Consider the following 20525-nt stretch of genomic DNA (forward strand, 5'->3'; position numbering starts at 1 on the left):
TTAGCAAGATGAAATGACGGCGCATAAAAAAGGGCGATCTTCCATGGAATCTCGCCCTTTTTTATGTTTCTCATAACCACGTTTCAGGTTTTTCTTGCGATCCACAAAGACCTGACTGCGCTGGACTTCATGCATGTGTTTTGCGACAAAATTCGGAAGCGGTTGCGGCCCAACGGACTGACGTTTTGCCATCTCTCAGTTTCTCCTCAATCAGCAAGCGTATTGATAAAGCAGGATTGCTGAATTCAATATGCGCTCGGCTGCTGAATTTTAAAGCATCTGAAGGCAATTTTTACAAAAAATTCGCTCTTGGATGAGCTGCTCCGATCCATACTTCCTGCAAAGATCAAATCAGCAGCGGTTAAAATATTGTCGTTTCCAGTCCTTCCAGAAATACATCACGATGCCGAGCATAACGATACTAATGCCGATAAAGGCACCTGAGGTGATTTTTTCCTGGTTTAACAGCGCGCCAAGTACCAGTGCAATCAGAGGGGTCATCACGTTGCTCAGGGATACCGTGGATGCATTGAGACGTTTGATCAGCCAGAAATAGCACAGCATGGCCACAATCGACGACATGACCATGGTAAACAGAAAACCGATGAGGGTTTTCATGCCCGGCATTTCAGTTGGCAAGTGCTGATAGACAAACGGGATCAGCAGGCAGGAACCGAGTGCCGAAACCATCAATGAACCGGTCGATTGCATCATCGGGCTTAATGGCGCATTGATCTGTTTCACCCAGAAAATCGAGCTGATATACGACACCATGCTGATCAGCATCAGCACAATTCCCAGCGGATTAACCCGACTGTCCGCCGAATCGGCAAAGACAAAACTCAGCCCGGACACCGCCACCAGCATGCCCAACCATTGCAGCGCCACCAGCTTTTGGGTTTTCAATATCAAATGTCCCATCAGTCCGGCCACTAGCGGTGAAAAGCCGAACATCAATGCCATCAAGCCCGAAGTCAAATAACTGGCGGCCAGATAAATAAATAACTGGGCACCAATCAGGTTCAGGCTGCCCGCCAGATAACTTTTCAGGGAAATCCGGTCAAACGGCAAAGGCTCACGCAGCAGCTTCAGGATTAGCAAAGCCAATAAAGAGGCACCGAAATAACGGATGATCAGCACCCACATAGCATGCACTTCCGCCACACTCCAGACAATCGCCAAGGGAGTGGTCGCCCAGATCAATACTAACAAGGCATAAATAGAAGAGGTAAACAGCACGGAAGGAGAAGTTGATTGCATAAAAATACTATGGAAAACGAGACCGAATAAAAAACAGACCTATAACGCGAGGCTATAGGTCTGTTCAGGAATAGATTGAAGCAGTTTAAGCGGCTTTACGCAAATCCAAACCTAAATCCAAATGCTTTTCCACTTCAAATGCTGCTGCCTTGGCAACCATTTTTTTCAAATGACGCATGTCTTTAGCAGAATTTACGGTAATACCGGCAACAATCACGCCATCGGTCACACCGAACAATACAAATGAAGCAGCAGAACCCTGTGCAACATCCATCTCACCACGAACGTGCCATTCTGCTGCTGCCATATCGCCAACAAACTGGAAGTTGATGTCAAGTTGATCGGTCCAGAACCAAGCTGGATTAGCTTTTGGCTGTTCAACACCCATTACATGACGTGCAAACACACCTGCCTGATTGTTGGCATTTTCCCAAGTTTCGATACGACGGTATTGACCATCTTCACGTAACTGAGTTGCCACATCACCCGCCGCATAAATGTCCGGATTTGAAGTCTGGCAGTTTTCATTCACTTTCACTGCACAATCCACATCAAGACCGGCTGCAACGGCAAGCTGAGCGTTTGGCACAATGCCGATGCCATAAATCACCGCATCCGCTACCAGCGCTTCACCGCTGTCCAAAGTGATCACCACTTCTTCACCGCGCAGTTCTGCTTTTTGCAATTTGGTTGACAAACGAACGTCGATGCCACGTGCACGGTGCTGTGCCAACAGGAATTCACTCAAGATACTTGGTGAACTGCGACCCATCACCATCGGGCCCTGTTCCAGAACAGTAACCTGGCACTCTTTATAACGTGCACTAGATGCCAGCTCCAAGCCGATCACGCCACCACCCACGAGGATGATGCGTTTGCCCGGTTGTAACACCGGAACGAGGGCTTGAGAATCTTCCAAATTGCGCAAGGTATAAACGTGTTTACCCAAAGCATCAAGTTCTGGTAAACGGCGCGCCGCACCACCTGTCGCCAGCAATAATTTGTCATAGGCCACAACCGTGCCATCTTTCAGCACGATGTTGTGTTGTTCTGCGTTGATTTGCTCAACGCCATTACCTGTGATGACCTCAACGCCAAGATCCGCCAATTTCTCTGCAGATAAAATTTCGATCTTGGTCTCGGAAGGTTTTAAAATCACGTCTTTTGACAAAGGTGGACGTTCATATGGCAGGTGATTTTCATCACCTACCAAAATGATTTTACCTTCGTATTTGTTAGCGCGAAGCTCTAGAATCGCACTTGCACCAGCTTGACCAGCACCAACGATTACGATGGTTGAAACGCTCATTTGCTTAAATCCTTATTACTTCAGTTCAGCAGAAACGATACCAAAGCCCGCGATCCATTCACTGATCGCTTCGTAGCAATGGGTCGTCATTTCGTAAGCCCCAAGCTCATCGAGTGCGGCAAATGCTGCCATCCAGGCACGAACTTCCTGGCCACCACGACCGCCATCACGACGGATTTCAGCTTCGGTCATGGCTTCAAGTGCCGCAAAGTCGGCATTCTTGAATTTTTCCAGCAATGCGATATCCCACTCTGGATTCAACGGTACAGACACTGATGTATCACCCGCTGCCAGCTTTTGACCGACCGCAATCACTTTGGCCTGACGTGCAGTACGTGCTTCAGGGGTTGGGTTACGACCACAGATCAGGAATTCTTCCACTTCCGGCGGTACTGAACCCATTTGTGGCGTTGGTGGATCATGTGATAAACCGCCGGTACCCAATACCAGAACGCGCTCGTTTTCCAGGTTCAGTGACTTGATGAACTGACCGACGGCACGACCTAATGCGATGGTACGCTTGGTGGTTGGCATTGGCGCAGCGGCACCATTGATGAACACTGGAATGGTTGGATAACGATCCAATTGACCATCACACAAGAAGTGCAAAGGTTGAGTCACGCCATGGTCGGCCTGCATGCGGTAAGAATAGGCAGTATCCACACCTTCATCCAGTACACGACGAACCATTGCCAAAGCAGTTTGTTCCGGCACATTCAATTCGCCCGGACCATAATCCCAGTCCCCTGCCGCAGTCGCACGAATGCCCACGCAGAAACTTGGCATCAGGTCGTAGAAGAAACCATTGAAATGGTCTGGACCAAAGGTAATGATCAGTGTCGGATCAAATGCTTTGACTTCTGCAGACAATTTTTTGAAAGCTTCACGCACTTTTTGTTCTTGGGCAGAATCTTGCGGTGAGGCAAATTCCATCAGAGGGCTGTGCGATGCACAAATAAGTTTAACGGCCATAGGTGACTCCTAAACGGAAGGCAGCCCAAAGGCTGCCGAGGATAGTCCTTTCAATGTTAAAGGCGTTGCTTACTCGTCAAAGAAACCGGCACGAGGCTGACGTAGGCCTCGAATACCCAGACCACATTCCGCATTAATCAGAACACCAGTCAAAGGACGGTTATTTTGGCGAGAAGCCAGTAACACATAGGAACCAGTCATTTCTTCAGGTTCGGGTAAGAAGTTCAGCGGCATACCGCGTGCGATCTTTTCAGGATCACGCGCATCCAACAGGCCAAGATTTTCCTGACCCAAGGACGCAGCGCCTTTGATGTTCACATTCATACCCGATGGGGCAACCGCGTTCACTCGTACTTTAGGTGCAAGTTCATAGGCCAGTTCTTTCATAATCCCGACACCCGCATGCTTGGATGCTGTATATACGGGGCCTCCACCGGCTGAGTACAGCGCGGAATTAGACAAAGTAAATATGATAGAACCTTCAGAAGCTATCAATGCATCCAAAGCCGCCTTTGCACCCAGGATGAGCGCCTTAGTATTAATGCCCATGATTTCATCAAAGGCTTTATCCAATTGCTCACCCGAAGTGTTGACGATATCGGCATAGTGATCCCAGATCCCGGCATTGCCGATGAAGCAATCCAGTTTCCCGAAACGCTCCACAGTCGCCTGAACGGCACGGACGTTGTCTGCATAGTTGGCAACATCACCAGCGACAGCCACAATTCGATCACCAAAACGTTCTTTCAGAGCATCGACTTTTGACTGTGAGCGCTGTAACACGCCCACATGTGCGCCTTCTTCAAGAAAGCGCTCCACCAAAGCCCAACCGAGACCTGAACCACCACCGGTAATCAGGGCAACTTCGCCTTCTAGCCAACCCATGATTACGCTCCTGCCATCTCGACGTACAACGCACCATCTTCAACCACTACAGGGAATGTTTGAATTGGATCCGTTGCTGGTAAACATAATGCTTGACCAGTTTTTAGACAGAAACGGGCAGCATGTAATGGACATTCAACGGTGCCATCTTCTTCAAGATAGCCTTCAGACATCGATGCATTACCATGGCTGCACTTATCATTCATTGCGAAGAATTCACCGCCATTATTAAATACAGCAAGCGCTTCGATACCGTTTACGCCGCAATCCACTTTTAATGCTTCGCCTTCGTCTAATTCGTCAACTTGGCAAACAAAAATCTTTTGCATTAGAAAAACACCGTAATGTTGTGGGAAGTTAAAGTTGCCTGATCGAGCGTGATGTCACGTTTGGCAATCGTCCAACCTAGACGGCTCTCGTCATTTTTACGGATCAAATCAACCCGTTTCCCCACATAAATCAATACGTCTTTTTCTTTTTGCGAGCGATAAAGCATGTAGTTGCTATGGACTACATATTCATCTGCCTGCTCTGTTGGCTCGACACGAATATTGGTAATCAGATGACGGGTACGTGACGGAGGCTCTTCCGACCATGACATCCCGGTTTCGACCTTCGCAATACGGCGCTCTAATACCGCTTTCGTATCGTGGAAGATCCAGGTTGAAGGAGGCGCGATACTCTTACGACGGTCACGCGTCTGTGCATTGGTCACCGTTTTAAGGGTGTAGAGCATCTCTTCACCCAAAATATCGAGCCAGTCACGGAATTTCCAGTCATCTAACAGTTGTGCTTCAGCATATAAGAACTGGCTAATGTCATGGTGGAGTTCCAAGCTAATAGAACGCCATGCTGGTTGTGGTTTTACTGCATCAACGACATGATTCATTTCGCAATCTCCTTCTCATCTGCCATAGCGTCAGCTGAACGACCTTTCTCTAAAAGCTCTTGCTCATAGGCTGCTGTCGCTTTTTCTACATCTTCCCATTTTTCATGCATCAACAAGTTTGCCCAGTGGTTGTACAAACTACGTGCTGCAGTCTCTGAGAAAATATGGTTGGTAATACCCGGCACGTCATCGCGTAGCTTTTCATTGCCCATACCCATTTCCATAATGAGTTTGCTATTACGTGCTTTGTAACCACGAAGAACTTTCTGAATTTCAATCCAGTTTTCGCCATCATCTGCTTCAGCAAAACCTGCAGGACCAAATGCGCGGCAAGCATTCAGCTCCATCGCTTCTTTAATGTGCTGTGGTGCAGCTTTGTCGGTAATACAGAATGCCCAAACTTCAGTTTTATCTGGACCACGTGGATGCCAAACACGCATGGTGGTCATCCCATTGAGCCAAGATAAAGTTGGGAACATGGTGTTATGACCCGCTAAACGTAAAGCGCGAATATCGCCCAAACGTTCTTTGGCTTCTTCATACGTCTCACGGAAATAATCAGCAACCTGACCATCTACCCAGAAGTTAGCATCTGGCTTCTCGGTCAAGAAGAAACCTGAACCATGTCCACGTTGACCATATTGCACACAGTTTTTCACGGTTTCCCAAACTGGACGCGCAGTTTGCGCTGCACCCAGTGCTTTTGATGAATCATCACCCGGTTTACCACCTAACACTTGTACTGCAGAAGCATGTGAATACGGTGCATGGTATTGGTCTGAGGCAAACTGTTCTGCTGCGAATTTCCAGTTACAGTTGATTTCCCATTTATGGATCCCGCCAATGACTTCTGAACCACCTTCACGACGGTCAATCAATGCATCCAGATACCAAGCGATATCACCCATATAGGTGCGTAAATCAGGGGTATCTTCTGCCCAACAACCAAAGATCAAACCTTTATAGTTTTCAACACGGTTAACTTCTACTAGACCCCATTGCTCTTTGCATGCACCTTGAGGGAAGGCAACATTTTCTAACGGGATGTCTTTGAGTGAACCGTCGATACCATAAGACCAACCGTGGTATGGACAAGTAAAGGCACGGGTATTACCGCAGTCAGCGTAGCTCACACGCATAGAACGGTGACGGCACTGGTTCAAAAATGCTTTAACTGAACCATCTTTTTGACGTGCTACAATAATCGGGTCTTCACCCATATAGGTATTGAAAAAGTCACCAGCCTTTGGAATTTGGCTTTCATGACAAAGGAACAACCAGGTACGGCCAAAAACACGTTCTAGTTCTAATTCGTAGATATCTGGATCTGTATAAATAGATGGTGAAATGCGACCATGTTGTGCATCGACGAGTGCATCGATTTCACGTACATCAATTTTTCCACTCATGAAAAGCTCTCCTGTGACCGTTAAGACAGCACAAAGTAAAGTGACTCAACTTGAGCAGGATGATGATTTTTTCACGGATTTTAGGGAAATATTTATTTTGTTTTAATTAATATCTTTTATGAATTATTTTAAGCATACAAGGCTATATTTAATCACTCTCTCTTCACATTGATTCATTTATTTTCTAAATGACAGAATAATCTTCACGCGATAGTTGTTTATAGATTATACTCCCTCTAAATGATAGTAAGACATTTTTTGGATTAGTCTTATGGAATTACGCCACCTGCGCTACTTTATTACGGTCGCTGAAGAATTAAATTTCAGCAAGGCCGCATTGAAACTTTACACTGCACAACCTTCGCTGAGCCAGCAGATTAAGGATCTCGAAGAGGATGTGGGCGTCAAGCTACTGCATCGCACCAAACGCAAAGTGGAACTCACGGAAGAAGGCGCGGTTTTTTTAGAGCAAGCTCGTCTAACGCTGGCTCAGGCAGATAAAGCCGTTGCCATGGCACGCCAAGTTTCTAAAGCCAAAGAACAGTTGTTACGTATTGGCTTTGTGCCTGTGGCGGAGATGAAGATTTTTCCGTATGTTTTACCCAATCTGCGAGTACAGAATTCGGATTTAAAAATCGAATTGCTCAGTATGAACAATTCCGAACAAATGCGTGCCCTGAAGAAAGGCGAGCTGGATATTACCTTTACCCGGCACAACTTTCACAATGAAGAAATCGAAAGCCAGTTTGTATTACGCGAACCACTGATTTTTATTTTGCCAAAAGATCATCCCTTGGCAAAGTATGAGCGTATTCCGGTGAAAGCCTTAAATGGCATCGATTTTATTATTCCGGCAGCGGAACAGTCACACACCCTGCATCATGCGATTTTAGACTTTGCCAAAAATAATGGCATTGAATTCAATATCGTGCAAAAAGCGGATAATATCCTGTTCAATATCAATTCAATCGGGATCGGTCTCGGCTGCACCATTTTGCCAGGTTATATTGCACCGCTCACCATGAACAATACGGTCATCCGTCCCCTAGATGTTGAACTGCCGTTCCTCGACCTGTATGTCAGCTATCGCAAGAACAGCAATTCTGTTGCGGTACAAAAATTTATGGAACTGCTGACCAAAGTATTTTATTTGGACATTAATCGCGCAGAGTAAATGCTACTTTGTGCTATTCCTTTCCTAGCGATGGCCCACCATTATTTAGCAAAAAAATAATGGTGGGTTTTTCTTGAGTTTAATCCCCTACTTTTTGCAAGGTTATTGCTCAATTGAGCCATCATCCTCTGCTCTTCAAAATGAAGAAATTTTCAATTTGATGAAATGATGCAAAATTTGCACATAAATCCCGCAGATCTACAACTTAAGTCTAATAAGGCCAGATTGATATTTTTATGCGCTGAATCTGGTTGAGCATCCTAGGTCACATCATCATTTTCTGGATAAATCCAAAGAGCTCACTACAGCCTATCCGGCATTCGTTCGTCCGGAATGATCTATATAAAAAAAGGATGACCGAAGCCATCCTTTTAAGTCTTAAAACACGTGTTTAAGCAACGCCACGCGCTTTTAAATACTCTTTAATCACGGTGTTAAATTCGTCTGCTTTTTCAACCTGCGACCAGTGACCACATTGGCTAAAGATGTGCGCATCCGCATGTGGAACCGTATTCAAGATATCCCAAGTACGCGATACTGGAATCACCACATCCTGTACACCATGAATCAATAACACAGGTACAGTGATGTCTTTCATTTTCTCAAAGTCTAACGGGAACTCAAAACGGTCACGGTCACGCGCACCCACCACTTCCATCAAGCGATCAGATGCATAGTCATTTTTTGCCGCTTCAAAACGCACTTTGACCAATTCATCAGTCACCAAATCTTTGTTGACTACAAACATCGAAAGCGTTTTCTTGATGCCTTCAACGGTCAATTCTGGATTCGCATGGGCTTTCAATGCCGCAGTTTGCTTGGCACCACCTGTACCCATGGAAACAATCCCTAAAACACGCTCTGGATAATCCAAGGCCAACTGGAATGCCAACCAACCACCGAGTGAGTTACCCACTAACCAGGTTTTTTCGATGTTCAAAGCATCCAATACACGGATCGCATGGTCTACCCAGGCACGAATACCATATTGTGTGCCTGGAGCAACCACAGTCTGGCCATAACCAATCGAATCAATCGCGATACAACGTGCCTGCTCACCAATTTGTGGCAGGTTGAGCCACCAGTTTGCCGCTGCAGATACACCTGTACCTGAACCATGCAAGAATAGAATTGGAGTACCTTCACCAATTTCATGGTAATGGGTCAATTCGCCTTCTGCAGTTTCAAGCCATTTGTCTTCCAAACCAAAAAAAGAATCCGTTGTATAGTCAGGGATCTGAACTGTGCTCATACTTGCTCCTCGTACAGCGTATGCTGCCTTCAAAGCCCAGCAAAATCGGGGCTTGTATCCGGCCAATATTGAATAAATCGACTTTTATGCTTGCTCATATTAACCGTTCAGGAGCCGCAAACTGATACAAAATTACGATGATTTTAAATAAAAAAACGATAATACAAACAGTTGTTTTTAAATAATTTTTTATCAAACATCATTATAAACAGCCATTGAGTGACAAAACTATCGTAGATATAAAAAGAGCGGTCATCAAGACCGCTCTTTTCACAACACATAGGCTTAGAATTTATAAGTATAGGTAGTCGCTACACGATATTCTTTCAAATCTGATTTCCAGTCGTAGTTGGTATCAATATACATACCTTGGAAACCTAAGCCTTTCAATTTACCTTCTGGTACTGTGTAATTCACGATGAGGTTTAATTCATTTTCATCTTGCTTCTTACCAGCAATTTCCGCATCAGTTCCTTCAAAATAAATTGCTGTTGCATTTAAACCTTTCAAACCAAGTCTAGCAAAATCATAACCATAAGATACGTTCCATGATTTTTCTTTGGCATTAGTAAAGGTGGCTACAGACCAGTTCACTAAATATGGCTGTGGCACCCATCCACCAATTGTAGGGAATGCTGTGTCACCAAACATTTGTTGATAGCCCACACCAAATGTATGCGCCCCATAATTGACTTTAGCACCTACAGACAACGCCTGATTATCAATATCACCATACAGCTTGTCACCTGACTCAGAGTTATCAAAGTAACGGATATGGCTGTCTAACTTGGCTTTTTCACCTAGCTTAGTTTTGTAGCTTGCACCCACATAATGCTGCTGATAGATGTCTTTGACATCTGCATACCAGTAGCTGCCACCAATTTCTGGCGTGAATTGGTGATCAATCCCAGCAATCCACATTCCATCAGAAGCTTCACCATTATCATAATACTTTTTGCCCTTAGCAGGTGCAAACAAGGTTAAGTCACGGAACTGATTGTCATAGCGGTTATTGATCTTATCAATATACGCCAAAGTCAGCTTGGTATCTTTGATCTCTTTAGATTCAAGCCATGCACCACTATAAGTAGTAAGCAGTTGACGTGATGGGTCAAACACCAATACTGGCGATACGGGTAGTAATTCACCGACTTTTAATTCAGTTTGTGATACTTTAGCCTTTAGTGTCGCACCAACCTTACCAAAGTTATCTTTTGATTCTTTACCATCATGCGGTAAGACCCAGTCTGGATTCTTATCGCGACCATTCAGTTTAAAAGCGTGCTGAACCAAAAGATCTGCACCCACCTGAATACCCGTATCACCAATCTCTGCGTAACCCGATTTAGCATCCAATGTTACTGCTTGTGACCAGCTTCCCCAGTTATTTTGTGGCGCATCATCATATTGACGGTCTAAATAAAAATTCTTAAATTTTAACTGCACATTGCTGTCTTTCACGAAGTCTGCATGAGCCGCTGTTGCCAACGTGGCTGAAGTGCAAACCATTGCTATCCATAATGAGTGACGACGCATCGCTAAATTCCCTAATGATTGAAACAATACAGGACGACATGATGCGCAACTCAAGTCCTTGAAAAAATCCGACCACAGTCTGAAGATTTGGCCAATTCCCCAGTGAGAAACTCTGATTTTCTTTTTATAGGAATTTTCTAAGTGTTTTTAACAATAACAATTTTTTATTTTTTTTAAAAAAATATTTACAACGCACTGTTTAATCTTAATTTTTATAAAAAATCACTATAGTTTTCACATTTTATGACTTCCATTAAGTGTTTTTAAGTTTAAATCAGATTTAAAGCTTTAATAGCCAGAACTTAGCTTCGTTATAAAAAAAAACTACTAATTAAGTCACTAAATTTAAATGAAAAAATCGTAATTCAAAGAAAAAAGCACCCCTTTTCAGGAGTGCTTTTTATCAGATTGTTTGCACTTAGATTAGGCTTGCAATTCTTTAGCTTTTGCCATGGTCAATGCCAAATCTTCAATCATGTCTTCCTGACCACCAACCGTACCACGGCGGCCCAATTCCATCAGGATCTCACGTGCCGATACGCCATATTTAGCTTCAGCACGTTTAGCGAATAACAGGAATGAAGAATACACACCCGCATAACCTAATGTCGCTGCATCACGGTCGGCACGAATCTGATGCGTCATCATTGGGATGATCAGGTCTTCAGCCACGTCCTGAACCTTGAATAAATCCACACCGGTTTCAATCTGCATACGATTGGCAACCGCAACGAACAATTCAAGCGGCGTATTGCCTGCACCTGCACCCAAACCGGCAGAAGCCAAATCGACACGTGTAGCACCTGCAGTCACTGCAGAAACAGAGTTGGCAACGCCCATACCTAAGTTATGGTGACCATGGAAACCGATTTCCACTTCAGCAGGCAAGTTTGCACGTAAGATACCAACACGATCCGTCACATCTTGCGGCAACATGTAACCTGCCGAATCCGTCACATAGATACAGTTTGCACCGTAAGACACCATTTTTTGTGCTTCTTCGAGTAGTTTCTCTGGAGAAGCCATGTGCGCCATCATCAGGAAGCCCACGGTATCCATACCGAGTTTACGTGCAGCGGTAATGTGCTGTTCAGATACGTCCGCTTCAGTTGAATGGGTTGCAACACGAATCGTCGCTACACCCACATCATGTGCCATTTTCAGATGGTCAACGGTACCGATACCCGGCAATAACAGTGCAGAGACTTTGGCCTGTTTCAGGTTTGGAATCACGGCTTTCAGGTATTCTTCATCGGTAGCAGCAGCGAAACCATAGTTCACTGAGTTGCCGCCAAGACCATCGCCATGGGTGACTTCAATTAAAGGAACACCGGCATCATCCAGGGCAGTTGCAATCGCAACCATTTGCTCTGGTGTGGTTTGATGGCGCATTGGATGCATACCATCACGCAAGGTCATATCATTAATAATAATCTTAGACATGTGGTATTCCTTTTAAGCTTCAGCGGTTTCGAGTAAACGTTCTGCAAACATTTCTGCGGTACGTGCAGCGGCTGCAGTCATGATGTCCAGGTTACCGGCATATTTCGGCAGGAAGTCACCCAAACCTTCCACTTCAAGGAAGATCGACACACGGTTGCCATCAAAGACTGGGCCATTCACCAGTTTGTAACCCGGTACATATTTCTGTACTTCTTTGATCATGGCGTCGACTGATGCAATGATCGCAGCCTGATCCGGCTCACCTTCTACCAGACAGTGCACGGTGTCACGCATGATCAATGGTGGCTCAGCCGGGTTAATGATGATGATGGCTTTACCCTGTTTAGCGCCACCCACTTTCTCGATCGCGCCTGCAGTGGTACGGGTAAATTCATCGATGTTTTTACGCGTACCCGGACCCACTGATTTGGTCGATACGGTCGCGATGATTTCACCATAATTCACTGGTTGTACACGTGAAATCGCAGCGACCATTGGAATGGTTGCCTGACCGCCACATGTCACCATATTTACGTTTGGCAAATCACCCGCTTCAAGCAATGCTTCAAGGTTGACAGGCGGTACACAGAAAGGGCCAATCGCTGCAGGCGTCAAGTCAATCATTTGTACGCCAAGTTCATTTAGCTTGCGGCTGTTTTCCGCATGTACATAAGCAGAAGTTGCATCAAACGCAATCTTGATGTCATCGGCAATTACGTGTGGCAATAAACCATCCACACCTTCCGCTGTGGTTTTTAGGCCCATTTTCGCTGCACGCGCCAAACCTTCTGAAGTTGGGTCAATCCCCACCATCCAAACCGGTTCCAAAAACTCGCTGCGTTGCAATTTATACAGCAAGTCTGTACCGATGTTACCCGGTCCGATCAATGCACATTTAATCTTTTTCATGAACAATTCTCTTAAAAGCGTTCTGGTAAAATTCAGACTTATTCCGCAGCAAAAGCAGCTGTCACTGAACCAAAGCCTTCAATTTCCACTTTGAATTCGTCACCCGGTTGCGCCACCACCATTGGGCCAAGCGCACCAGTCAAAATAATGTCACCCGCCAACAATGGACGGCCGCGGCGTACCATTTCATCTGCCAGCCAAATGGCTGCATTCAATGGATTGGCTAGGCATGCTTTTCCGACACCTTGTGAAACCACTTCTTCACCACGGGTCATGACCATTTTGCAGTTCACCAGATCCAGATTTTCCAGTTTTACTGGACGTGAACCTAAAACAAAGGCAGCACTTGACGCATTATCAGCCACGGTATCGATCAAGCTGATTTTCCAGTTCTCAATCCGGCTATCCACGACTTCAATCGCTGGCAACGCATAATCGGTCGCGCTGATAATGTCGGCATAAGTATGTTTGTCTTTGGTCAGATCAGATTTGATCACCAGGGCGATTTCAGCTTCAACTTTCGGTTGAATCAATAAACCGGCAGGAATGGCTTCTCCATCGCCATAGGCCATGTCGGCAAACAACATGCCAAAGTCCGGTTGATCCACACCCAATTGCGCCTGAACCACTTTAGAAGTCAGACCAATTTTGCGACCCACCAGGCGACGGCCTTCAGCCAGCGCGCGCTGGGTATTGATTTCCTGAACCGCGTAAGCAATATCCACATCTGCGCCTTCACCACCCAATTGCGGGCGGATTGGAGCAATCGCAGTTTGTGATAATTCAGCATCCCGTAGGGCTTGAGCAACTGACTCAACAACAGCAGAATTCGACATCAATGTTTCCTTAAACTGCAAAAAACGAGCGTATACCGTTCCAGATGGCGACATGATTACACTAGAGCATCAAGAAAAGATCTGACAGATTGGATCCACCTGTACAGCTGTACTGCACCGGACCATCGTGGGGAAACGTGTATCTATATAAACTGATTAAGGATGAAAAAAACCGGCCTTGAATGCCAATACTTATTTTATTTTTTACAATAGCTAATACCTATAAATTCTCTGGCACATTTTGACTCAAAATCAAACAACCAGAAGCATTTAGCCAGTATTTCACATTTGGACCATAACAGATCATTTACTGTCAATGGCTTTAATTTAAAGCACCTAAGACCAAAAGACGACACAGATCTATTTTACTGAAGGGAAATAGAGAAATGATCCGGCACTAGCCAGATCACCTAAAAAGCTTATAACTCACGATGATTTTCCATCAAGGGGATATTGCTTAATCGCTTTATTCCGCCAAAGCCAGACTGGCAACGGATTGGAATAACTGCTGCTGTAACGCCGGGACATCATCCACAATCGCAATCGGGGCGAATTGCTGCAATACTTCCCGGCTATGCACGCCATAACTGACCCCTATTCGTGGCATGTCAATCGCCTGAGCCATTTCGAGGTCATAAGAAGTATCCCCGACCATAATGGCTTGGGCACTGTGCAGACCGGTGTACTGTAAAATTTCTTGCAGCATCAGCGGATGCGGTTTGGATCGGGTTTCGCTCGCTGCACGGGTAATGTCGAACAGGTCATGGCTGTTGGTCTGGCTCAGGACACGGTCAAGTCCCTTACGGCTTTTGCCTGTAGCCACTGCCAGTTTCAACCCCTGCTCTTTCAGACCATAGAGTAATCCAGCGATTCCATCAAACCAAGCATCGGATTTTGAGTTGGCCACATAGTGATCGGCATACACCTGCAAAATCTCCTGCTGCAAGTGTGGCACCTGTGGGAACAGAATCTGCATCACTTCCGGCAAGCCCAAACCGATAATGCTTTTTGCCGCCTCATCGGTTAGCGGTTGCTCAAACTGCTGCGCTGCATATTGCAAACTGGCCACAATCTGACCTACCGAATCAAACAACGTGCCATCCCAATCAAACACCACCAATTCTACATTCTGACTCATTTCGATTGTGCTCGCAGTTGGGCGACTAGACTTTGCATATCTTCAGGTAAAGGCGCTTCAATCGGCGCATAACCCGGGATCTCCAGACGCATCGCATGCAGACATAAGCGACGTGGTGCCGGACCTTTATATTCAGTCTGATGACCGTATTTATCATCACCCACCAAAGGATGACCAATACTTAAACCATGCACACGGATTTGATGGGTACGACCGGAAAGCGGTGATGCATAAACCAATGTTGCATGCATAAAACGCTCTGCCACATTCCACTGGGTCTTGCTGTCTTTACCTTCTTTCGATACGCGAACACGACGCTCGCCATTGGCCAGCTCATAGCGGTGCAAAGGTGCATCAATCAACTGTTGATCCAGACTCACCTGACCTTTCACAATCGCGGCATAGGTTTTTTTAATCTTGTGTTCACGCAGTAAATCTTGCAAATGTTTCAAGGTACTGCGTTTTTTGCTGATCATCACCAGACCGGAAGTATCCCGGTCAATACGGTGAATCAGCTCCAGGTATTTTTTCCCGGTTGCCGCACGCAAACCTTCAATCAGACCGTAAGCAACACCACTACCACCATGCACAGCAATGCCTGAAGGTTTATTGACCACCATCAGGCCTTCATCTTCATACACCACGCGCGACAACAAACCTTGTGCCACTTTATCTGACACCGGTGCCGCGGTTTCATCTTTTGGCTCATAGCGGATCGGTGCGACACGGATCTGGTCGCCAATCGCCAGTTTGGTTTCTGCCTTAATGCGCTTTTTATTCACCCGTACCTGGCCTTCACGGATCAAACGGTAAATCCGGCTTTTCGGTACGCCTTTGAGACGGCTAAACAGAAAGTTATCAATACGCTGTCCCGCTTGATGCTCATCCACGTCAAACCAAGTGACACTTTGCCATTGTTGTGTAGAATTCATACAGTTACTTCGATCCCAAAAACACGAAATTCGATTAAAAATTGATCATTTAGGCTATTCGTTTCACAAGAAACATAAGCTTAGCCCATAGGCAGATGATGCAAGGTTTGATATAGTCAGCGCACGGATACCGCCGTTCAGTGGAAGCCAAGAGGTTCCAAGCAGTCTTAGATTGCAGCCGAACATGGATTGACGCTTCTACTCGCGCGGAAAGGTCCTAAAGGATTATGCCGACGCCGAAGGCTTATTATATCGGCAAAACAGCAAACTGTTGCGTTTAATTGTGCTTTTGCACAGAGATCAGTTTGCTGAAAAAAATATGTTGCCAACACTGTGTTGGCTTTTTAAACGTTAACTGATACACATCAGACCAGTCGCACCCTGAGGTCGTATTCAGGCTAAAGCGTTGATGTATTTGGAACTGCACCTCTCAAGCAGCGATACGATGATCATTCCGTATCAAGACCTCTAAAGAAGGATCTTCCAGCGATGTGACAGTGAAAGCTCTCCATCCAGTACACCGCTAGTTTGCCAGTGAATCACCCGGGAGACTTTAATCGTTTAAAGATTAAAGCGTATTGCCAGCATCAATACGAGAATCAAAACCGTTGCCTTTGGCCGGTCACAAACGCTCAGACCACAATCGGTTTATTTGAGATCTGAGCATTGATCCGTTATGTTCGATGTTCGCCGGGCAATCTCTCGCGACTTGTTGATGTGGGTCACTATTAGGTGTTACACCCATGAAACGTATGTTGATCAATGCGACACATGCTGAAGAAGTACGCGTTGCCCTCATTACCGGTCATCGTCTTTACGATTTCGACCTCGAAAACCGCACCCGTGAACAAAAGAAATCCAACATCTACAAAGGTCATGTGACCCGTGTAGAACCGTCTTTAGAAGCGGTGTTTGTTGAATATGGTGCCAATCGCCAGGGCTTCTTGTCCATGCGTGAAATTGCCAGCTCTTACTTCCAGGCCGACCCACGCCAAACTTCAAACATTCGTGAATTGATCACTGAAGGCACTGAATTGTTGGTTCAAGTGGAAAAAGAAGAACGTGGCAACAAAGGTGCTGCGCTTTCAACCTTCATTTCACTTGCTGGCCGTTATCTGGTTCTCATGCCAAACAACCCGAAAGGCGGTGGTATCAGCCGTCAGATTTCAGGTTCTGTACGTGAAGAACTGAAAGAAATGCTGGCATCTCTTAACGTACCACGTGGTATGAGCGTGATCGTGCGTACTGCCGGTATTGGCCGTTCACAAGAAGAATTGCAACTGGATTTGCAACATTTGCTCGACTTATGGGCGCAAATCCAGAACACAGCTAGCTCGGGTCCATCACCAATGCTGGTGCATCAGGAGGCCGGTGTTGTGACCCGTGCAATCCGTGACTATCTGCGTGATGATGTTGCTGAAATCCTGATTGACTCTGAGCAAGCTTATAACGAAGCCTACAACTTCGTGAAAGCCGTGATGCCACGCCAGCTCGACAAGCTAAAAACCTATACCCTGAATGAACCTCTTTTTGCTCATTTCGGGATTGAAAGCCAAATCCAGACCGCTTACGAACGTGAAGTCAAATTGCCATCGGGTGGCTCAATTGTCATCGACCAAACCGAAGCATTGGTTTCGATCGACATCAACTCAGCCAAATCGACCCGTGGTCATGACGTCGAAGAAACTGCGCTTTCAACCAACCTAGAAGCAGCGGAAGAAATTGCTCGCCAGCTACGTTTACGTGATATTGGTGGTCTAGTGGTGATCGATTTTATCGACATGACCAAAGACCGCAACCAGCGTATGGTTGAAGCAAAACTGCGTGAAGCAACACAAAGCGACCGTGCACGTATCCAATTTGGCCAGTTATCACGTTTTGGCTTGATGGAAATGAGCCGTCAGCGTCTACGCCCATCGCTTGAAGAAGCCACAGGTTATGTCTGTCCACGCTGTCATGGTACCGGTATGGTGCGTGACTTGCGTTCTCTTTCCCTTTCGATCATGCGTAAAGTGGAAGAAATCGCACTGCGTGAACGTCACGGTGAAGTTCAGGTTGAAGTGCCGGTTGAAATTGCAGCCTTCTTGCTGAATGAAAAACGCCATAGTTTGGTCTACCTGGAACAAACCTCCAAAGTGCGTGTGACCGTATTACCTCACCCACACTTGGAAACACCACACTACGAAATTTCCTATAATCCGGAAGGCTTTGCACCGACCAGCTACGAACGTACGGAAGCCACACGTTCAAGTGAAAAAGAACTGGGTTATGAATCTTCTGAATGGCATTTAGAAGAAACAGAAGCCGCTGCTGCTCCAGTTCAAGCTGCACAACCAAGAAGAAACGGCGATAAGAAAACCCAAGCACCAGCCACTCCTGCGATGGTCGCTGCGCCAGTCGCAGAAAAATCAGCCAGCCCGTGTGCATGGCTAGAGAACCTGTTTGTACAAAAACAGGCTCATACCGTCGATCAAGCACGTACTGCCAACAATGCAGCCGCTGCGATTGAACAGATGGTCAATAATGGCGCAGTAAGCCGTGGCCAGTTTGGGCAGGTTAACCACACTGCAGAAGTCGCTGTCGCTACAGCACCCGCTAGCAGCAATGTCTACCTGTCGAATGCACCTGTTGTCGCCAAACAAGAAGTGCGTGAACCGATTGAGAAAGAAGATCGTCCACAGCAACCACGCCATAACAAGAAACGCAGTAACCGCGACAAGAATCGCGAACCACGTGACAATGCTGTAGAAACCTCGACTCAGGTTCACGAAGAAGTTGTACAACTGTCGCGCCAGGAAATCCGTGAACAGAAACGTCAGCAAAAACGCCAGCAGCCAGAGCCTGTAGCTGAAAGCCAAAACGCCGATGCACCTGTTCCACGTCGCGACCGTAACCAGCAGCAACGCCCACAACGACCAAACCGTCATCGCGACCAGAGCGTTTTAAATGAACAACCAGCAGCACCGGCACCGGTCGTGGTTGATCAGCAACAGGTCAAAGTTGATCTTGTCGATGTGCCACGTGATGAATTCCTACCAACAGCTCTGGTGGTGAATGTGGATCAAGCCAAAAGTGAAATCGTCACTTTAGCAGCAACTGCAGCAACCGAAGCCAGTGTGGTTGAAACAGCTGCAAGCGCAGTTGAAGCAATCAGTGAGCCTGTTGTACCCGCTGTGGTTGAAGCAGAAGTCGCTGAAACACCTGTTGTTGTAGAAGAAAAGTCCACTTCAGCAGTACAACAGCAGCCAAAACGTGCCAGCAACGATCCGCGTATGCGTCGTCGCCAACAGCGTGAGGGGCAACGTGCAGCACAACAGTCAGCACCGAAGCTCAACCCGTCTCAAGTGCCTTTACTGGCGCAATATACGATCGGTAGCTTGATTCGTCATGTCTACGGTGAAGACTGCAAGGTCTTGATTGAGCAGTTTGGTTTAGTGCCAACCTTCAACCGTGCCTTGATGAAGTTCACTGAGCAATATGCAAATAGCCTCGTGCAACAACCTGCTACTGTTGAGCAGGAGAAAAAGCCGGTCACGCGTGATGTCGAGTTACCAAGTAAGGCTGTAGCAGAAGCTGAGCCGGCTCCGGTACTCCCACTCACACCACCGCAGGCGCCTGCTCCACGTGTAGCCAACGACCCGCGTGAGCGTCGCCGTTTAGCCAAGCTTGCCGCTGAGCAAGCACTAGAGCAAGCCAAACAGGCTGCACAGCCTGAAGAGGCAAAAGAGGAAACTCTTGCTGCCCCTGCAGAAGTCGCTGTAGTAGAGCCGGAAAATACGGCACCTGTGGTGGAAAGTGTAAGTACGGCTCAAGTGGCTGAACCAGCACTCGATACATCACCGGAAGTTGAAGTTGCAGCGCTTGTAGAGCAAGTACCTGTAGCCACTGAACAACTGACACTGGACACAGAAAGTACAGAAGTGGCAGCAGAAGTAGCCGTGCCTGAGCAGAGCGACGATGCTGCATCTGCAGAGGCTGCTGACAAGGACAAACCGGTTCGCCCGCGCCGTCCACGTGGCCGTCCACCGAAAAAAGCTAATCCTACCACTGAATAAGCTGTAGATCTAAAAAAACCTAGTCTTGATGGCTAGGTTTTTTTATGTCTCATTTTTGATGTCTAATCTTTCTCAGGATTCATGAACTCAAGCCGCTCACCAGAATTAAGCAGTCAACGCTTTTAAATCACTGCGCCTTCCATTCCTGAGCGCGATTCTGGGTTGATGTCGTAAACTAAACCCTTTAGATTTTAAAAAATAGGAAATCAATGATCGAGAACATCTCAAACATCATGAAATTTCTCCGATAAAATGTCTCTCGCTTCCAATTTGGTTACGGGTAATTTTGACAAGCGTTTGAAAAACATGAGGCATCGCCCCCATTTTTCGCTTATTTTTTAGCTCAACCTGTAAAAATCGCATTTTTTATAAACAGTCAGGTGAAAGTTTTTGAATTTTTGCTTGTGTTAACTGAAGATCTTGCTAGAATACGCTTCATCAAAACGAGATGGGTCGTTAGCTCAGTTGGTAGAGCAGCGGACTTTTAATCCGTTGGTCCCGCGTTCGAGTCGCGGACGACCCACCA

The 20525-nt window shown here is 46.3% G+C and carries 17 protein-coding genes and 1 tRNA gene; 3 read left to right on the forward strand and 15 right to left on the reverse strand.

What is annotated here, in order from left to right:
* From PAE54_RS08990 to hcaE, 8 genes are all read right to left on the reverse strand, one after another.
* Entirely contained in the window at positions 1–192 is a 192-nt protein-coding gene (locus PAE54_RS08990) for a DUF7230 family protein (protein ID WP_326519181.1), read from the reverse strand.
* Between the two features lie 159 nt (positions 193–351).
* Positions 352–1260, reverse strand: coding sequence for a DMT family transporter (locus tag PAE54_RS08995; RefSeq protein ID WP_326519182.1), 909 nt, complete (start codon positions 1258–1260; stop codon positions 352–354).
* An 85-nt stretch (positions 1261–1345) separates the two neighbouring features.
* Positions 1346–2569 carry a 3-phenylpropionate/cinnamic acid dioxygenase ferredoxin--NAD(+) reductase subunit gene (gene hcaD, locus PAE54_RS09000; RefSeq protein ID WP_326519183.1) on the reverse strand — a complete coding sequence of 408 codons (1224 nt, stop codon included), beginning with the start codon at positions 2567–2569 and terminating at the stop codon, positions 1346–1348.
* Between the two features lie 15 nt (positions 2570–2584).
* On the reverse strand, positions 2585–3541 hold the full coding sequence (locus PAE54_RS09005; RefSeq protein WP_326519184.1) for a 3-carboxyethylcatechol 2,3-dioxygenase: 957 nt from the start codon (positions 3539–3541) through the stop codon (positions 2585–2587).
* 69 nt (positions 3542–3610) lie between these two features.
* Positions 3611–4426, reverse strand: a complete 816-nt coding sequence (hcaB, locus tag PAE54_RS09010) for a 3-phenylpropionate-dihydrodiol/cinnamic acid-dihydrodiol dehydrogenase (protein WP_273777538.1) — start codon at positions 4424–4426, stop codon at positions 3611–3613.
* A gap of 2 nt (positions 4427–4428) precedes the next feature.
* Positions 4429–4755, reverse strand: a complete 327-nt coding sequence (hcaC, locus tag PAE54_RS09015) for a 3-phenylpropionate/cinnamic acid dioxygenase ferredoxin subunit (protein ID WP_273777539.1) — start codon at positions 4753–4755, stop codon at positions 4429–4431.
* Positions 4755–5315 carry a 3-phenylpropionate/cinnamic acid dioxygenase subunit beta gene (gene hcaF / locus PAE54_RS09020; protein ID WP_326519185.1) on the reverse strand — a complete coding sequence of 187 codons (561 nt, stop codon included), beginning with the start codon at positions 5313–5315 and terminating at the stop codon, positions 4755–4757. Before hcaF ends, hcaC begins: the two co-directional genes overlap by 1 nt.
* On the reverse strand, positions 5312–6724 hold the full coding sequence (gene hcaE / locus PAE54_RS09025; protein WP_326519186.1) for a 3-phenylpropionate/cinnamic acid dioxygenase subunit alpha: 1413 nt from the start codon (positions 6722–6724) through the stop codon (positions 5312–5314). Before hcaE ends, hcaF begins: the two co-directional genes overlap by 4 nt.
* Positions 6725–6995: 271 nt before the next feature.
* On the opposite strand from hcaE, the gene hcaR reads away from it, so the two are divergent.
* The gene (gene hcaR / locus PAE54_RS09030) at positions 6996–7898 is read left to right on the forward strand and encodes a DNA-binding transcriptional regulator HcaR (RefSeq protein WP_273777542.1); all 903 of its coding nucleotides are present in this window, start codon (positions 6996–6998) and stop codon (positions 7896–7898) included.
* 391 nt (positions 7899–8289) lie between these two features.
* On the opposite strand, the gene PAE54_RS09035 is transcribed toward hcaR, so the two are convergent.
* The 7 genes from PAE54_RS09035 to PAE54_RS09065 form a co-directional block, all read right to left on the reverse strand.
* Complete coding sequence (locus tag PAE54_RS09035) at positions 8290–9150, reverse strand: alpha/beta fold hydrolase (RefSeq protein ID WP_326519187.1); 861 nt, start codon at positions 9148–9150, stop codon at positions 8290–8292.
* 285 nt (positions 9151–9435) lie between these two features.
* Complete coding sequence (locus PAE54_RS09040) at positions 9436–10686, reverse strand: OprD family outer membrane porin (protein ID WP_326519188.1); 1251 nt, start codon at positions 10684–10686, stop codon at positions 9436–9438.
* Positions 10687–11109: 423 nt separating this feature from the next.
* A complete protein-coding gene (gene dmpG, locus PAE54_RS09045; protein WP_273777545.1) occupies positions 11110–12129 on the reverse strand; it encodes a 4-hydroxy-2-oxovalerate aldolase in 1020 nt (339 codons plus the stop codon).
* Positions 12130–12141: 12 nt separating this feature from the next.
* The gene (locus PAE54_RS09050) at positions 12142–13038 is read right to left on the reverse strand and encodes an acetaldehyde dehydrogenase (acetylating) (RefSeq protein ID WP_273777546.1); all 897 of its coding nucleotides are present in this window, start codon (positions 13036–13038) and stop codon (positions 12142–12144) included.
* Between the two features lie 38 nt (positions 13039–13076).
* A complete protein-coding gene (locus PAE54_RS09055) occupies positions 13077–13874 on the reverse strand; it encodes a 2-keto-4-pentenoate hydratase (protein ID WP_273777547.1) in 798 nt (265 codons plus the stop codon).
* Positions 13875–14340: 466 nt separating this feature from the next.
* Positions 14341–15012, reverse strand: a complete 672-nt coding sequence (locus PAE54_RS09060; RefSeq protein WP_326519189.1) for an HAD-IA family hydrolase — start codon at positions 15010–15012, stop codon at positions 14341–14343.
* Positions 15009–15944 carry an RluA family pseudouridine synthase gene (locus tag PAE54_RS09065; RefSeq protein WP_326519190.1) on the reverse strand — a complete coding sequence of 312 codons (936 nt, stop codon included), beginning with the start codon at positions 15942–15944 and terminating at the stop codon, positions 15009–15011. The genes PAE54_RS09060 and PAE54_RS09065 overlap by 4 nt, the downstream gene beginning before the upstream one ends.
* Positions 15945–16687: 743 nt before the next feature.
* Here PAE54_RS09065 and PAE54_RS09070 point away from each other — a divergent pair.
* Together PAE54_RS09070 and PAE54_RS09075 are read left to right on the forward strand one after the other, a co-directional pair.
* On the forward strand, positions 16688–19999 hold the full coding sequence (locus PAE54_RS09070; protein ID WP_326519191.1) for an Rne/Rng family ribonuclease: 3312 nt from the start codon (positions 16688–16690) through the stop codon (positions 19997–19999).
* 450 nt (positions 20000–20449) lie between these two features.
* Positions 20450–20525, forward strand: a tRNA-Lys gene (locus tag PAE54_RS09075).

The sequence above is a fragment of the Acinetobacter minutum genome (assembly GCF_035916735.1).
GTDB lineage: Bacteria > Pseudomonadota > Gammaproteobacteria > Pseudomonadales > Moraxellaceae > Acinetobacter.

Coding starts and splice junctions, on each gene's coding strand:
- PAE54_RS08990 (WP_326519181.1), bottom strand. CDS start 192: ATGGCAAAACGTCAGTCCGTTGGGCCGCAACCGCTTCCGAATTTTGTC.
- PAE54_RS08995 (WP_326519182.1), bottom strand. CDS start 1,260: ATGCAATCAACTTCTCCTTCCGTGCTGTTTACCTCTTCTATTTATGCC.
- hcaD (WP_326519183.1), bottom strand. CDS start 2,569: ATGAGCGTTTCAACCATCGTAATCGTTGGTGCTGGTCAAGCTGGTGCA.
- PAE54_RS09005 (WP_326519184.1), bottom strand. CDS start 3,541: ATGGCCGTTAAACTTATTTGTGCATCGCACAGCCCTCTGATGGAATTT.
- hcaB (WP_273777538.1), bottom strand. CDS start 4,426: ATGGGTTGGCTAGAAGGCGAAGTTGCCCTGATTACCGGTGGTGGTTCA.
- hcaC (WP_273777539.1), bottom strand. CDS start 4,755: ATGCAAAAGATTTTTGTTTGCCAAGTTGACGAATTAGACGAAGGCGAA.
- hcaF (WP_326519185.1), bottom strand. CDS start 5,315: ATGAATCATGTCGTTGATGCAGTAAAACCACAACCAGCATGGCGTTCT.
- hcaE (WP_326519186.1), bottom strand. CDS start 6,724: ATGAGTGGAAAAATTGATGTACGTGAAATCGATGCACTCGTCGATGCA.
- hcaR (WP_273777542.1), top strand. CDS start 6,996: ATGGAATTACGCCACCTGCGCTACTTTATTACGGTCGCTGAAGAATTA.
- PAE54_RS09035 (WP_326519187.1), bottom strand. CDS start 9,150: ATGAGCACAGTTCAGATCCCTGACTATACAACGGATTCTTTTTTTGGT.
- PAE54_RS09040 (WP_326519188.1), bottom strand. CDS start 10,686: ATGCGTCGTCACTCATTATGGATAGCAATGGTTTGCACTTCAGCCACG.
- dmpG (WP_273777545.1), bottom strand. CDS start 12,129: ATGTCTAAGATTATTATTAATGATATGACCTTGCGTGATGGTATGCAT.
- PAE54_RS09050 (WP_273777546.1), bottom strand. CDS start 13,038: ATGAAAAAGATTAAATGTGCATTGATCGGACCGGGTAACATCGGTACA.
- PAE54_RS09055 (WP_273777547.1), bottom strand. CDS start 13,874: ATGTCGAATTCTGCTGTTGTTGAGTCAGTTGCTCAAGCCCTACGGGAT.
- PAE54_RS09060 (WP_326519189.1), bottom strand. CDS start 15,012: ATGAGTCAGAATGTAGAATTGGTGGTGTTTGATTGGGATGGCACGTTG.
- PAE54_RS09065 (WP_326519190.1), bottom strand. CDS start 15,944: ATGAATTCTACACAACAATGGCAAAGTGTCACTTGGTTTGACGTGGAT.
- PAE54_RS09070 (WP_326519191.1), top strand. CDS start 16,688: ATGAAACGTATGTTGATCAATGCGACACATGCTGAAGAAGTACGCGTT.